This is a genomic window from Nocardioides sp. B-3, from assembly GCF_024703895.1.
GTDB lineage: Bacteria > Actinomycetota > Actinomycetes > Propionibacteriales > Nocardioidaceae > Nocardioides.
This window is the reverse complement of sequence record NZ_CP087968.1, coordinates 545608-558550: the sequence shown is the minus strand read 5'-3', so window position 1 is coordinate 558550 and position 12943 is coordinate 545608. Positions and strand designations below refer to the sequence as shown.

Genomic DNA, 12943 nt, shown 5'->3' with positions numbered 1-12943 from the left:
GTTCAGGCGCTGGTCCTAGGGTCATGGACGTGAAGCAGTGGATCGGTCTCCTCGCGCGACTGATCACTGGTGGGGTCTGGATCGTGGCCGGCGCCCTGAAGCTGCCCGACCCGGCGAGCAGTGTCCGCGCCGTACGCGCGTATGAGCTGCTGCCCGAGTCGGTCGTGCCGACGGTCGGCCATGCGCTGCCGGTCGTCGAGGTCGTGCTGGGCGTCTGCACGGTGCTCGGCCTGCTGACGCGCACGATGGGTGTGCTGTCGTCGCTGCTGTTCGTCGCCTTCATCGTCGGCATCTCGGCGGCGTGGGCGCGCGGGCTCTCGATCGACTGCGGCTGCTTCGGCGGGGGCGGCGAGATCGCCGACGCCACGGCGAAATATCCGTGGGAGATCGCCCGCGACGTCGGGCTGCTGCTGCTGTCCGCCCGGCTGGTGATCTGGCCACGGACCCGCTGGTCACTGGATGCTGTTGTCTTCTCGCCCCGTGCGGGAGAGGTCTCGCCCGGTCCGGGCGAAGGAGAGGAACTCGATGTCGAAGCGCAACAAGACCGCTGAGCGCGCCGCCCGGGCAGCGGCCCTGAAGGCGGAGCAGGAGCGCAAGGAGCGGCAGCGTCGCCTGCTCACCATCGGCGGGGTCGTGGGCGCGCTGCTCCTCGTCGTCGCCATCGGCTTCTGGCTGCAGAGCCGGGCCGGCAGGATCGATGAGACGGCGGCCGCCCCGGCGGGCGCCACGGACGACTACGGCATGGTGCTCGGCGAGACCGGTGCCGACCACGAGGTCGTGATCTACGAGGACTTCCTCTGCCCGGCCTGCAAGGCCTTCGAGGATGCAGCTGGGGAGACGCTGGACACCGCGGTGACGGACGGTCGCGCCACCGTGGAATACCGCCCGCTCGACTTCCTCAGCCGCTTCGGCGACTACTCCCAGCGCACCGCCAACGCTTTCGCCGTGGTGCTCGACACCGCCGGGCCTGACGTGGCCAAGGAGTTCCACGACATGTTGTACGCCGAACAGCCGGCCGAGGACGGGGACCACCCCCGACGACGCGTGGCTGATCGAGAAGGCCGTCGAGGCAGGTGCCACCGAGGCGGACGTGGGGGACGGCATCAACGACCTCGAGTTCGAGGGCTGGGTCGCCAACGGCGCCAAGGCCGCCGCCAGCGCCGGCATCCGGGGCACCCCGACGGTCATCGTCGACGGCGAGGCCATCGACGCCAGCACGCTCGAGGCGGCCCTGCAGTGACGGACCTGACCGCGTTCATCGCGGGCCTGCCGAAGGCCGAGCTGCACGTCCACCACGTCGGGTCGGCCTCGCCGCGGATCGTCTCCGAGCTCGCGGCCCGGCACCCGTGCACCGTCCCGTCCGACTCGGCGGAGCTGAAGAAGTTCTTCGAGTTCCGCGACTTCGCGCACTTCGTCGACGTCTACCTCGCGGTCGTCGATGTCATCCGGACGGCGGCGGACATCCGGATGCTCACCTACGAGGTGGCGCGCGAGATGGCGACCGGTCAGAACCTGCGCTACGCCGAGCTCACGTGCACGCCCTACACCTCCGTGCGTCCTGACCGCGACGACATCGGGATGCCGATCGAGGCCTACACGGAGGCGATCGAGGACCGCGCGTCGCCGCCGAGCGCGACTTCGGGTTGGTGCTGCGCTGGATCTACGACATCCCCGGCGAGTCGGGCATCCCGGCCGCCGACGCGACCCTCCGCTACGCGCTCGACCACGGTCCTTCGGCGCTCGTGGGGTTCGGACTGGGTGGCCCGGAGATCGGCGTACCCCGCCCGCAGTTCCAGCCGCACTTCGAGGCGGCCGTCGCGGCGGGCCTGCACTCCGTGCCGCACGCGGGGGAGACGACCGGGCCGGAGACGGTGTGGGACTCGATCCGCCTGCTCGGGGCGGAGCGGATCGGGCACGGCACGTCGTCGGCGCTGGACCCCTTGCTCCTCGAGCACCGGCGACGGAGTCGATCACGCTCGAGGTGTGCCCGTCCTCCAACATCGCGACCCGGGCAGTGGCGACCCTCGCCGAGCACCCCCGGTGGCGTTCGTCGAGGCGGGCGTGCCGGTGACGATCAACTCCGACGACCCGCCGATGTTCGGCACGACGCTGAACGACGAATACGCGATCGCGGCCGAGCTCTTGTCCCTCTCCCGCGACGGCATGGCCGACCTGTCGCGGGCCGCCGTGCGGGCGTCCTTCGCGCCCGACGACGTGAAGACCCGGATCCTCGGGGAGATCGACGACTACGAGCGCACCGCCGATTGAGCAGGCGCGCCAGCGCCGTGTCGAAATCAAGGACCTTGGTTTCGACACGCTCCTCGCTGCGCTCGTCGCTGCTCAACCAGCGGTCGTCAGCCGCTGCATCGTCTCGATGTCGAGGTCGAGGGCACCTGCGGCGAGCGCCGAGTCGAGCTGCTCGACGGTGCTGACGCCGACGATCGGGCGGATGCGCTCGGCGATCAGCCCGGGCGAGCACCACCACGGCTGGGGGCGAGGCTGCGCTCGTCGGCAACGCGTCGTAGGGCCGCGAGCCGGGCCGTCGTGCCCGGGTGGTCGTAGGCCCGGGGGAACGGGCGGTCGTCGCGGTCGAAGCTGCCCCTGGACCAGCGGGCTGTAGGCCCACAGCTCGAGTCCGTTCGTCGCGACGTAGTCACGCGTCTCCTCGCTCACCCAGCCGAAGCGGTGGTCCTTGCCCTCCACCGCCGCGCCCGGCCTCGGCTCGACGTAGGACGTCGTGAGCTGGAGGGCGTCGTACGGCGCCAGCCCCCGCGCGAGGGCATGCCCGCGTGCCCTCTCGACGAGCCGGGTCGGGTGGTTGGAGATGCCCAGCCGCCTGACGAGACCGTCCGTGACGAGCGTGCCCATCGCGTCGACGGTCTCCTCGATCGGGGTGTTCCGGTCCTCGCCGTGCGCCCAGTAGAGGTCGATCACCTCGAGACCGAGCCGCTCCCGGCTGAGCTCCGCCCCGGCGCCGTACGACATCAGGAGCCAGCCCCTCGACGCCGCCGTCGTCGGTCGGCTCGACGCCCACCTTGGTGGCGATCGTGAGCCGCTCGCGCAGGCCGGGGCGCTCGCGCAGCCAGTCGCCGATCAGGGACTCGCTCTGCCCGCCGTGGCCGGTCGGATCGGCCCAGAAGGCGTAGCAGTTGGCGGTGTCGATCGTGGTGCCGCCGGCCTCGACGAAGCGGTCGAGCAGGGCGTAGGAGGTGGGCCGGTCGGTCCCGGTGCCGAAGTACATCGTGCCGAGGACGAGGTCGCTGATCACGGCTCCACGCTAGACCCGACCACTCGTCCGGCGTGTCCGGCGGGACACGCCGAGGCTCTTCGAAAAAGTGCCCGGGAGGTCTTGCATGTCCCGAGGGAGCGGGCGTAGAACTATGGATGTCGGAAGGACTTCGGTCCGGAAGACACCGGAACCCAGCAACTCATACTTGCTGGGTTCCACCCATTTCAGGGCAAAAGACTTCGGCCCGGCGATCTCATACGTCGCCGGGCCTGTGCATTTTCTAACCGGCGTTCGCGACCCGATCCGGGAGGCGCGCCGAGTGGCGCCCCTGACCGCTCAGACCCGGTTGGTGCGGGTGCCGTCCTCGTTGAAGTCGTGCTTCTCGAAGTCGACGGTCCGCAGGGCGTTGGCGAGCGACGTGACCATCGACTGGCCGATCACCCCGTCGCGGTCGAAGACGGTGGCGACGCCGACGGCGATCCCGTCGGCGCCGGACCAGCGCTCGCCGCGCAGGCCGAGCTCGGCGGTGCGGGGGAGTCGGGCGAGGGAGAGGGTGATGTCGGTGTTGATGTACTGCACGCCCTTGCTGCCCCAGTTGCACGCCATGGTGGTGGCGTCCGAGATCGAGGCCACGGCCCGGAACGGCGTCGGCTCCTCACCGGCGACGATCGGCACGCCGTGCTGCCGGGTCTGCTTGCGGCCGGCGTTCTGGTGCTCGACGAAGTCCTGCGACCACGGCTTCTCGCTGGCGAACCACGGGATCGTCGGCTCGGTCAGGACCGGCACACCGGCAGGGGCGGAGGGGTTGTCGCTCGGCTGCCAGACCTCGCCGTCCGGGTCCCGGCTGGGCTTGAGGAAGATCGTGCTGGCCCGGACCTTGGGCTCGCCGTCCCGGACGAGGACCGCGTCGACCGGGCAGATGCGCTTGCCCTCACGGACGATCGTCGTCTCGATGGTGAAGGGGTTCATCGACGCCGGGCGGAACATGTCCAGGGGTGTAGCGGGCCGGGCGCAGGTCGTCGCGCGGCACCGCACGCTCGATGGCGCGCGCCATCGCTCCGCTCACCGCCACGCCGTGCATCTGGTCGGCGCTCCAGAGGCTCCGGGCGGCGTCGGTCGGGACGAGCAGGTCGGCGTCGACGGTGAAGAAGGAGAAGGTCACCCCCGCATTGTGGTGGACGATGCTTGACCTCAGTCGCTGAGCCTCCGAGACTCCGGGGATGACCGCGAAGTGGCTGACTCCGATCACCAGCAGGGTCGGCCTCGCGCCCACCGGGGCGACCGACAGCCGGGAGGTCGCCCAGCTCCTGTCCGACGAGGCGTTCGGCGAGAAGCTCAGCGACCCGGCCGAGGACCCGGGCCGTCCCCGGCAGCAGGTCGGCCGCGAGGCGGGCGTGCACCTGCGCGAGATGTCCGCGACGCACACCACCGGTGCGGGGACGGCGTTCCGGCGCTTCTCCCAGTGGCTGGCTCGCGCGCACGACGTGTACGTCGACGAGGACTCGATCGCACGGCTGCGCGCGCTCGACCGGCAGCACTCGCTGTTGTTCCTCTTCTCCCACCGGTCCTACCTCGACGGCGCGCTGGTGCCCGAGGTCGTCGCGTCCGGGCGGATGTCGACGCCGTACACGTTCGGCGGCGCCAACCTGAACTTCTTCCCCATGGGCGGGATCGCCAGCCGCTCCGGCGTCATCTTCATCAAGCGCAGCACCTCCGACATCCCGGTCTACCGGCAGGCACTGCGCGCCTACATCGCCCAGCACCTCAAGAACAGGTCCAACCTCGCGTGGTCGATCGAGGGCGGCCGGACCCGCACCGGCAAGCTGCGTCCGCCGGTCTTCGGCATCATGCGGTACGTCGCCGACGCGATCGAGCAGGCCGACGGGGTCGACGCCCTGATCGTGCCGGTGTCGATCGTCTACGACCAGCTGCACGAGGTCTCGATGATGACCTCGGAGGCCAAGGGCGCGCAGAAGCGGCCCGAGGACCTGCGCTGGCTCTACAAGTTCGCCCGCGAGCAGAGCAGCCGCACGGGTCGCGCCTACGTCGACTTCGGCGAGCCGATCTCGCTGGCCGACCGGATGGCCGAGCTCAAGGCGGACGAGTCGGCGGCGCCGTACGCCATCGAGCGGATCGCCCTCGAGTCGTGCCACCGGATCAACCGGGCGACCCCGGTGACCGCGACCGCGATCGTGAGCATGGCGATCCTCGGGGAGGACCGGGCGCTGTCGCTGGCGCAGGTGCAGGCGACGGTCGCTCCGATCGCGGACTACCCGGGCGAGCGGGGGTGGCGGGTCGCGGGAGCCTTCGACCTCAAGGAGCGCGAGACGCTGCGGCGGACCCTGCAGGAGCTCGTTGGCTCGGGCGTGCTCGTGTCCTACGAGGGCGGCACCGAGACGGTGTGGCGCATCGCCCCGGACAAGCACCCGGTGGCGGCGTTCTACCGCAACACCGCGATCCACGTCTTCGTCGACCGCGGGATCGGGGAGCTGGCGCTGCTGGCCGCCGCGGAGAGCGATGCGGGTGACATCCGCGCGGTGGCCGAGGCCGAGGCGCTGCGGCTGCGCGAGCTGTTGAAGTTCGACTTCTTCTTCGCGGGCCGGCACGAGTTCGGGGCCGACATCGACGCCGAGCTGCGAGCCGTGGCGGATCCGACCAGCAGCCGCCGCAAGGCCGACACTGCGGAGCTCCGGGCCCGGCTGGCGTCCACCCGCCCGCACGTCGCGCACCCGGTGCTGCGGCCGTTCCTCGACGCCTATCACATCGTCGCCGACCGGCTGGCCGACCTCGACGTGCCCTTCAGCGAGCCCGAGTTCCTCGACGACTGCATCGCGGTCGGGCAGCAGTGGGCGCTGCAGGGGCGGATCACCAGCGACGAGTCCGTGACCCTCGAGCTGTTCAAGACGGCCCTGCGGCTCGCGGACCACCGCGGCCTGCTCGATCCCGAGACGCCCGACACGGACAAGGTCCGGCACGCGTTCGCCGACGAGATCTCCGCGACGATCGCGCGCATCGACACGATCGCGGAGTTCCACCGGGCCGGGCGCGCGTGAACCCCGATGACCTGATCGCCGAGATCGAGGCCGGGCCTCGCGGGTCGCACATCGCGGCGTTCTTCGACCTCGACGGCACGCTCGTGTCGGGCTTCACGGCCACGCACATCCTGCGCGACCAGCTCCGCAAGGGCCGGGTCGGCGCGGGCGACCTCGCCAAGCTGGTGCTGACCGCGGTGGACGGGACGCTGGGCGGCGACCCCACGCGGGCCGGTGACCTCGGGCTCGCCTCGCTGCGCGGGCACCTCGTCGACGCCATGGAGGAGATGGGCGACCGGCTGTTCGTGCAGAAGATCGCCGGCACCATCCGTCCGCAGGCCCGTGCGATCGTGAAGGCGCACCAGCGGATGGGGCACGTCGTCGTGCTGGCCTCGGCCGCCACCCGCTTCCAGACCGGACCGGTCGCGCGCGAGCTCGGCATCGACGACATCCTGTGCACCGAGCTCGAGGTCGAGGACGGGGTGCTGACCGGACGTGTCGTCGGCAAGTTCCTCTGGGGCGAGCCCAAGGCCCGGGCCGTACGCCGATTCGCGCGCGAGCACGACGTCGACCTTGCCCAGAGCTACGGCTATGCGAACGGCGACGAGGACGTCGCCTTCCCCGGCCAGCACCGGCCACCCGCACCCGATCGCGCCCGGCCGGGCGCTGCGGGCGACCGCCAGCTTGCAGGGCTGGCCGGTCCTCGACGTGTCCGAGCCGCTGCGCACCGGGGTCCGCTCCGTGCTCGGCACGGCCGCCGCGGCCGGCGGCCTGAACGCCGGCCCGGTCGCCGGGGCGGTCCTCGGCGCCGTACGCCGTGACAAGAGGGCGGGCACCAACGTCGGCATCCCGCTCGCGTGCGACAGCGCCCTCGCGCTCGCCGGCGTCAAGCTGAACATCACCGGCGAGGAGAACGCCCGGAAGGCGCGACCGGCGATCTTCATCGGCAACCACCGCAGTTCGCTGGATCCGGTGATCATGGGTGCGCTGCTGCGTCGAGACTTCACGGGCGTCGCCAAGGCGGAGGCGAGGTTCGACCCGCGGATGCTGGCCGGGTCGCTGTTCCTCGACCCCGTCTTCATCGACCGCTCCAACTCCGGGCAGTCCCAAGGGGCGCTGGACAAGCTCACCGAGCGGATCCGTTCGGGCACCTCGATCATGATCTTCCCGGAGGGCACACGGATGCCGACGCCGGAGCCGGGTCCCTTCAAGAAGGGCGCCTTCCACATGGCGATGCAGGCGGGGGTGCCGATCGTGCCGGTCGTCATCCGCAACGCCGGCGAGCTGCTCGCCCCTCGCGCGACCGTGGTCCGCCAAGGGACTGTCGACGTGTGCGTGCTCGACCCGATCGACACGTCCGACTGGACCGTCGACAACCTCAACACGATCGTCGCCGACGTGCGCCAGCTCTTCGTCGACACCCCCGGAGAAGTGGCCGTCGTGACCGAACAGATGTGGGACCTCGCCGCCTCCCCGGGGCGCCGAGGACCGGATGAACGAGGCCGAGGCGCTGATGTGGCGCTCGGAGAACCACCCGCGGCTGTCGTCGACGATCTGCTCGCTGATGATCTTCGACGCCCCGCCCGACTGGGGCCGCTTCCCGGCCGCGCACGAGTGGGCCACCGAGCTGGTGCCGCGCTGCCGGCAGCGGGTGATGGACCCGTTGCTGCCGGTCGGTCCGCCGGCGTGGGTGCCCGACGAGACGTTCCAGCTCGATTACCACGTACGGCGGACGCACCTGCCCGGAGACGGATCGATGGCGCAGCTCCCGGAGCTCGCGCAGACGCAGGCGCTCGCACCCTTCGACCGCACCCGGCCGCTCTGGGAGGGCACTCTCATCGAGGGGGCTCGAGGGCGGGCGGGCGGCCTACCTGCTGAAGCTGCACCACTCGCTCACCGACGGGCTCGGGGGCATCCAGCTGATGTCGCTCGTGCAGAGCCGGACGCGCGAGCACACGGCGGACAAACCGCGGGCGGAGCCCCGCGAGTCGCGCTACCCGGCGAACCCGTGGGACTTCACCGGGACGGTCGCGCAGGACCCGGGCCCGGCAGCTGCCCGGCGTGGGCCGCGCCCGGTGACGGGTGGCGCCCGGATGCTGACCGGGCGGTCCAGCGCCCCGGGCGAGGCCGTCCCGCTACGGCAGCTCGCTTCGCCGTACGCTCTCGCCGCCGCCGGCGACGCCCTCCCCGTTGCTCGCCGATCGGCGCGGGACGACGTGGCGCTTCCGGGTGATGGAGTGCGAGCTCGCCGACCTGAAGGCGACCGCCAAGCTGGCCCGCGGATCCCTCAACGACGCCTATGTGGCGGCGCTGCTCGGTGGGCTGCGGCGCTACCACGAGCGGCACGGCGTGGACATCGAGGACCTGTCGATGGTGATGCCCGTGAGCATGCGCAAGTCCGACGACCCGATGGGCGGCAACAAGTTCGCCGGCGCCTACTTCGCCGCGCCGATCGGGGTCGAGGACCCCGTCGAGCGGATCGCGGTGCTGCGCGGGATCGTGCTGACCCTGCGGGTCGAGCCCGCCCCCGGACACGCTGTCCCCGGGTCGCGCCGCTGCTGAACCGCGTCCCTTCGAAGGTCGGGCAGATGGCCTTCAACCTCGTGGGCAGCGCTGCCGAGCTCTCGGCGTCGAACATGCCCGGCGTGCCCTACCCGGTCTACATGGCCGGCGCCCGCGTGGAGCGGGTCTTCCCGTTCGGCCCGCTGCCGGGCGTGGCCGTGATGGCCAGCCTGATCTCGCACGACGGCACGTGCTGCATCGGGCTGAACATCGACGGTGACGCGATCAAGGACATCGACGTGTTCATGGAGTGCATGGACGAGGGGTTGGCCGAGGTGACGTCGATCGCGCCCTCCTAGCCCAGCCTGCGCATCTGATAGACGCCCTCGGTGGCACCGACGACCAGACCGGCCTCGTCGGTGATCTCCGCGGGGAGCACGAACTCCGCCCGGCCCGTCCGCGCGCCTCGGCCTCGATCCGGGCGATCTCCTCCTCCGAGATCGCGGCGGCCGCGCGCACCGAGCCGGTGGCGGGCTTGAGGAACCGGATCTCCGGGCTCTTCACGATCGGCACGAACCCCTCGAGGTCGAAGGTGGTGAAGCCGAGCACCCCGCCGAGCATCTCCGCGACGGAGAACAGCGACCCGGCATACATCGCCCCGAAGTGGTTGACGTTGGGCGCGGCCGGGATCTCCGCTGCCGCGTGCCCCCTCCGGGCGTCGAGCACGGAGATCTCCATCGCCCCCGGGATCGGGACGAGCTCACGGATGCCCGAGGTCAGTGCTGCCGGGTCGGGCTGGGTGGTCATGGGCGGACCGTAGCAATCCGGACCGCCGCACCTCCGTGATTTACTACGTTTCGTCAGGGCCCCCGTAGCTCAGCTGGATAGAGCGAGTCACTTCTAATGACTGGGCCGCAGGTTCGAGTCCTGCCGGGGGCGCACATCGAACGAGGCCCCAGCCCGCTGGTGCGGGACGGGGCCTCGTTGCATGCGGCCTCAGGACGCGGTGACGAGCGCTTCTGACGGAGCGTCCTCACGCCACGCGGCGCCGGTACGCCGGGCGTTGTAGGCCTCGAGGTCGAGGATCCCCTCCCGCTTGGCCACGAGGGGGTCGGCACCGGGGGCCTGCCCGGCGACGTTGGTCGCCGTACGCCCCATGTCCGGGATCGGGTCGATCGCCAGCAGCAGGCCGACGCCCTCCAGCGGCAGGCCGAGCGTCGACAGGGTCAGCGTCAGCATCACGGTCGCGCCGGTGACGCCCGCGGTCGCGGCCGAGCCGATGACCGAGACGAACGCGATCAGGACGTAGTCGGTGACCGACAGGTCCAGCCCGAAGAACTGCGCCACGAAGATCGCCGCGATAGCCGGGTAGATCGAGGCGCAGCCGTCCATCTTGGTCGTCGCGCCGAGGGGTACGGCGAACGATGCATAGGCGCGAGGCACGCCGAGGTTCTTCTCGGTGACCGACTCGGTGACCGGCATCGTCCCGACCGAGGACCGCGACACGAAGGCCAGCGACAGGGCCGGCCGGGCGCCGGAGAAGAACTGCTTCACCGAGAGCCCGTTGAGGCGCAGCAGCACCGGGTAGACGCCGAACATCACCAGCGCGAGCCCGAGGTAGATCGCGACCGTGAACGTGCCGAGGGAGCCGAGGGCGTCCCAGCCGTAGGTCGCGACGGCGTTGCCGAGGAGGCCGACGGTGGCGACGGGCGCGAGCAGGATGACCCACCAGAGCACTTTCTGGACCACGGTGAGTGCGGAGCGGACGACGGCCGGGGAAGGGGTCGGCCTCCTTGCCGACCTTGAGGGTGGCGATGCCGACGGCGATCGCGACCACCGGGATCTGCAGCACGTTGAACGACAGGCCGACCGACCCGTCGTCACCCGCGCTGCCCCGGAGGCCGAGCACGTTGGCCGGGACCGGGCCGGTCAGGAAGTCGAGCCACGAACCGGTGGTCGAGGGTGCTGCTGCCGCGTCGGCCGAGACACTGGCGTGGTCGCCCGGCTGCAGGACGAGCCCGAGCACGATGCCGATGGAGACCGCGATCAGTGCGGTGGCAGCGAACCGGGCGAGCGTCTTCCACGCGAGCCGCGCGGCGCCGGTGACGTCGCGGAGATTGGCGATCGAGGCCACGATCGCGAGGAAGACCAGTGGCGGGACGATCGTGCGCAGCAGGGTGACGAAGACGCCGCCCACCGTGCTGAGCGTCTCGGTCAGCCAGTTGGGGTCATCGACCGCGTCGGGTCCGATCGAGCGGGCCACGAGGCCCGGGACGACGCCCAGCACGAGTCCGATCAGGACCCGGATGCCGAACGAGGGGAGACGGAGCTTGCGGGTTGGCTGCTCCGAAAGTGCAGTAGTCATAGTTACAAGATAGCCTTTCGTCACACGGGCGCGACCCAGCGGGGTTGCGCCGGTGTCGGGCGGGGAGAGGACTGACAGCGGCTGCGTCAGTGACGACAGCGCGAGCTCTTGGTGCGCTGCAGGTCCACGACGCGCCGACGCGTCAGCGTCTCGCCATCTGTCACCGGTGCTCGCACACCGGGCCCAACGAAAGGGGTCGGGGGTTATTCCCCGCGGGCGAGCAGCACGATCACTTCGTAGTGCGTCGTGTGCGGGAACATGTCGAGGACCCGCGCCTCGACCGGCCGCAGTGACGGCATCCGCGCGAGGTCCTCGGCCGGGGGTGACCGCGTTGCACGAGGAGTAGACGACGTGCGACGTGTCCGACGCCTCGAGCCACTCGGACAGCGCCGGTCCGATGCCGCGACGGGGCGGGTTCACGATGACCAGCTCCGGGGAGTCCCCTTGGCCGAGCGCCCACTGCGTTGCGTCGCCGGCCACGAAGATCACTCCGGGGGGTGCTGTGGCCGACGCCGCTGCGACCGCCTCGACGGACAGCTCGACGCCGGTGATCGACCGGCCGTCCGCCGTACACGACAGGGCGAAGCCGCCGACGCCGCAGTAGAGGTCCCACACCGTGGTCGGCTCGAGCGCCGACGCCCACGCGCGGGCCGGGCGTAGAGCGCGGCGGCGACGAACGTGTTCGTCTGGAAGAACCCCTGAGGTCGCAGCGCCAGCTCGAGTCCCTCGAGCCGCATCGGCAGCGCGGTGTCGGGAGTGAGCACGATCTCGCGTACGCCCTCGAGGACGGCGGCGTGCGACGGCTGGATGTTGAGCGACACCACGCGGAGAGCCGGCAGGGACGACAGCAGCCACGGCAGGTGCTTGCGGACGCGCGCCTCGTCGGCGGTCGACCGGACCACGAGCCGCAGCATCAGCTCGCCATCGGGGGACTCGGTGAGCAGGACGTGCTTGAGCTCGCCGCTCCGCGTCTTCACGTCGTACGGCGCCAGGTCGGCCTTCGTGATGAAATCCGCCACCACCGAGAGGGCGGACGAGAGGCCCGGCGAGTGCAGTCCGCAGTCGCGCAGGTCGACGCCGTGGTGCTCGCGGTCGAGGATCCCGAGAGTGGGCGCGGACGCGGTGCCCCCGACCGCCATCTTGGCCTTGTTGCGGAACCCCGCGTCAGGCCCGGCGATCGTCGGCAACCCGGGTGACCGCGGGCACGAGCGAACGCGCGTGCGCCTCCTTGTCACTGAGCTGCTGGGCGCGCGGGACCTCCGGGAGCGAGCACGACCGGCAGCGATACGCGTCGTAGTGGTGACACTCCACTAGCGGAGTGCACCCATCCACTCCTCGACCTCCGAGGAGGTGCGGGGAAGGGCGGCGGACAGGTTCCGCCAGCCGTCGGCGGTGACCGAGGATGTCGTCCTCGATCCGGATGCCGATGCCTCGCAGCTCCTCGGGGACGAGCAGGTCGTCCTCCCGGAAGTAGAGGCCGGGCTCGACCGTGAGGACCATGCCCTCGGCGAGGTCGCCGTTGGGGTAGATGTCCTTCGACGTGCGACCGCAGTCGTGGACGTCCATGCCGAGCATGTGCGAGGTGCCGTGCAGGGTCCAGCGGGCGTAGAGCTTCGACTCCGGGTCGAGCGACTCCTCCGCGGAGACCGGCAGCAGGCCGAGGTCGGACAGCCCGTGGGCGAGGATCTCCATGGCCGCGTTGTGGGCCCGCGGGGAAGGGCACGCCCGGCCTGACCGCCTCGATGCCGGCCTGCTGGGCGTTGAAGACGAGGTCGTAGAGGTCGCGCTGCAACGTCGTGAACCGGCCGTCCACCG

Annotated in this window: 13 protein-coding genes, 1 tRNA gene and 7 pseudogenes; 12 read left to right on the top strand and 9 right to left on the bottom strand. The window is 71.1% G+C overall.

The window, feature by feature from the left end; translation table 11 throughout:
- Positions 1-29: 29 nt before the first annotated feature.
- The 4 genes and pseudogenes from LP418_RS03720 to LP418_RS03700 all read left to right on the top strand — a co-directional run bounded on the left by LP418_RS03720 (position 30) and on the right by LP418_RS03700 (position 2268).
- Positions 30-551: a MauE/DoxX family redox-associated membrane protein gene (locus LP418_RS03720; protein ID WP_257955272.1), complete on the top strand. Its 522-nt coding sequence runs from the start codon at positions 30-32 to the stop codon at positions 549-551.
- Positions 460-1605, top strand: a pseudogene (locus LP418_RS03715) (thioredoxin domain-containing protein); the annotation flags it as partial. The gene LP418_RS03720 and the pseudogene LP418_RS03715, both read left to right, overlap by 92 nt.
- 41 nt (positions 1606-1646) lie before the next feature.
- Positions 1647-1910 (top strand): annotated as a pseudogene (locus LP418_RS03710) (adenosine deaminase); the annotation flags it as partial.
- A gap of 73 nt (positions 1911-1983) precedes the next feature.
- Complete coding sequence (locus LP418_RS03700) at positions 1984-2268, top strand: hypothetical protein (protein WP_257956888.1); 285 nt, start codon at positions 1984-1986, stop codon at positions 2266-2268.
- 72 nt (positions 2269-2340) lie between these two features.
- Here the strand turns inward: LP418_RS03700 and LP418_RS03695 are convergent, their stop codons facing one another.
- The 4 genes and pseudogenes from LP418_RS03695 to LP418_RS03680 form a co-directional block, all read right to left on the bottom strand.
- Positions 2341-2985 carry an aldo/keto reductase gene (locus tag LP418_RS03695; protein ID WP_257955271.1) on the bottom strand — a complete coding sequence of 215 codons (645 nt, stop codon included), beginning with the start codon at positions 2983-2985 and terminating at the stop codon, positions 2341-2343.
- 94 nt (positions 2986-3079) lie between these two features.
- Positions 3080-3241: pseudogene (locus tag LP418_RS03690) on the bottom strand (aldo/keto reductase); the annotation flags it as partial.
- Positions 3242-3565: 324 nt separating this feature from the next.
- A complete protein-coding gene (locus tag LP418_RS03685; protein WP_257955270.1) occupies positions 3566-4216 on the bottom strand; it encodes a thioesterase family protein in 651 nt (216 codons plus the stop codon).
- Positions 4161-4391, bottom strand: coding sequence for a hypothetical protein (locus LP418_RS03680; RefSeq protein ID WP_257955269.1), 231 nt, complete (start codon positions 4389-4391; stop codon positions 4161-4163). Before LP418_RS03680 ends, LP418_RS03685 begins: the two co-directional genes overlap by 56 nt.
- A gap of 58 nt (positions 4392-4449) precedes the next feature.
- On the opposite strand from LP418_RS03680, the gene LP418_RS03675 reads away from it, so the two are divergent.
- The 7 genes and pseudogenes from LP418_RS03675 to LP418_RS03655 all read left to right on the top strand — a co-directional run bounded on the left by LP418_RS03675 (position 4450) and on the right by LP418_RS03655 (position 9122).
- Positions 4450-6282 (top strand): lysophospholipid acyltransferase, encoded by a 1833-nt coding sequence (locus LP418_RS03675; RefSeq protein WP_257955268.1) that lies wholly within the window; start codon positions 4450-4452, stop codon positions 6280-6282.
- Positions 6279-7082 (top strand): HAD family hydrolase, encoded by an 804-nt coding sequence (locus LP418_RS03670; protein WP_257955267.1) that lies wholly within the window; start codon positions 6279-6281, stop codon positions 7080-7082. Before LP418_RS03675 ends, LP418_RS03670 begins: the two co-directional genes overlap by 4 nt.
- Positions 6970-7518, top strand: a pseudogene (locus LP418_RS32310) (lysophospholipid acyltransferase family protein); the annotation flags it as partial. The gene LP418_RS03670 and the pseudogene LP418_RS32310, both read left to right, overlap by 113 nt.
- A gap of 235 nt (positions 7519-7753) precedes the next feature.
- Positions 7754-8056: pseudogene (locus tag LP418_RS32305) on the top strand (wax ester/triacylglycerol synthase domain-containing protein); the annotation flags it as partial.
- A pseudogene (locus LP418_RS32300) lies at positions 7977-8192 on the top strand (wax ester/triacylglycerol synthase domain-containing protein); the annotation flags it as partial. The pseudogenes LP418_RS32305 and LP418_RS32300, both read left to right, overlap by 80 nt.
- Positions 8193-8451: 259 nt before the next feature.
- Positions 8452-8823, top strand: coding sequence for a hypothetical protein (locus LP418_RS03660; RefSeq protein WP_257955265.1), 372 nt, complete (start codon positions 8452-8454; stop codon positions 8821-8823).
- A gap of 26 nt (positions 8824-8849) precedes the next feature.
- Positions 8850-9122 carry a WSD1 family O-acyltransferase gene (locus LP418_RS03655; RefSeq protein WP_257955264.1) on the top strand — a complete coding sequence of 91 codons (273 nt, stop codon included), beginning with the start codon at positions 8850-8852 and terminating at the stop codon, positions 9120-9122.
- On the opposite strand, the gene LP418_RS03650 is transcribed toward LP418_RS03655, so the two are convergent.
- Positions 9067-9570 carry a DUF4442 domain-containing protein gene (locus LP418_RS03650; RefSeq protein ID WP_257955263.1) on the bottom strand — a complete coding sequence of 168 codons (504 nt, stop codon included), beginning with the start codon at positions 9568-9570 and terminating at the stop codon, positions 9067-9069. The genes LP418_RS03655 and LP418_RS03650 overlap by 56 nt on opposite strands.
- Before the next feature lie 58 nt (positions 9571-9628).
- Here LP418_RS03650 and LP418_RS03645 point away from each other — a divergent pair.
- A tRNA-Arg gene (locus LP418_RS03645) sits at positions 9629-9702 on the top strand.
- Positions 9703-9759: 57 nt separating this feature from the next.
- On the opposite strand, the gene LP418_RS03640 is transcribed toward LP418_RS03645, so the two are convergent.
- From LP418_RS03640 to LP418_RS03625, 4 genes and pseudogenes are all read right to left on the bottom strand, one after another.
- Positions 9760-10500, bottom strand: a complete 741-nt coding sequence (locus LP418_RS03640; protein WP_257955262.1) for a dicarboxylate/amino acid:cation symporter — start codon at positions 10498-10500, stop codon at positions 9760-9762.
- A gap of 100 nt (positions 10501-10600) precedes the next feature.
- Positions 10601-11128: pseudogene (locus LP418_RS03635) on the bottom strand (cation:dicarboxylate symporter family transporter); the annotation flags it as partial.
- A 485-nt stretch (positions 11129-11613) separates the two neighbouring features.
- Positions 11614-12267, bottom strand: coding sequence for a hypothetical protein (locus LP418_RS03630; RefSeq protein WP_257955261.1), 654 nt, complete (start codon positions 12265-12267; stop codon positions 11614-11616).
- Between the two features lie 25 nt (positions 12268-12292).
- Positions 12293-12820, bottom strand: a complete 528-nt coding sequence (locus LP418_RS03625) for a M24 family metallopeptidase (RefSeq protein WP_257956887.1) — start codon at positions 12818-12820, stop codon at positions 12293-12295.
- Between the last annotated feature and the right edge of the window lie 123 nt (positions 12821-12943).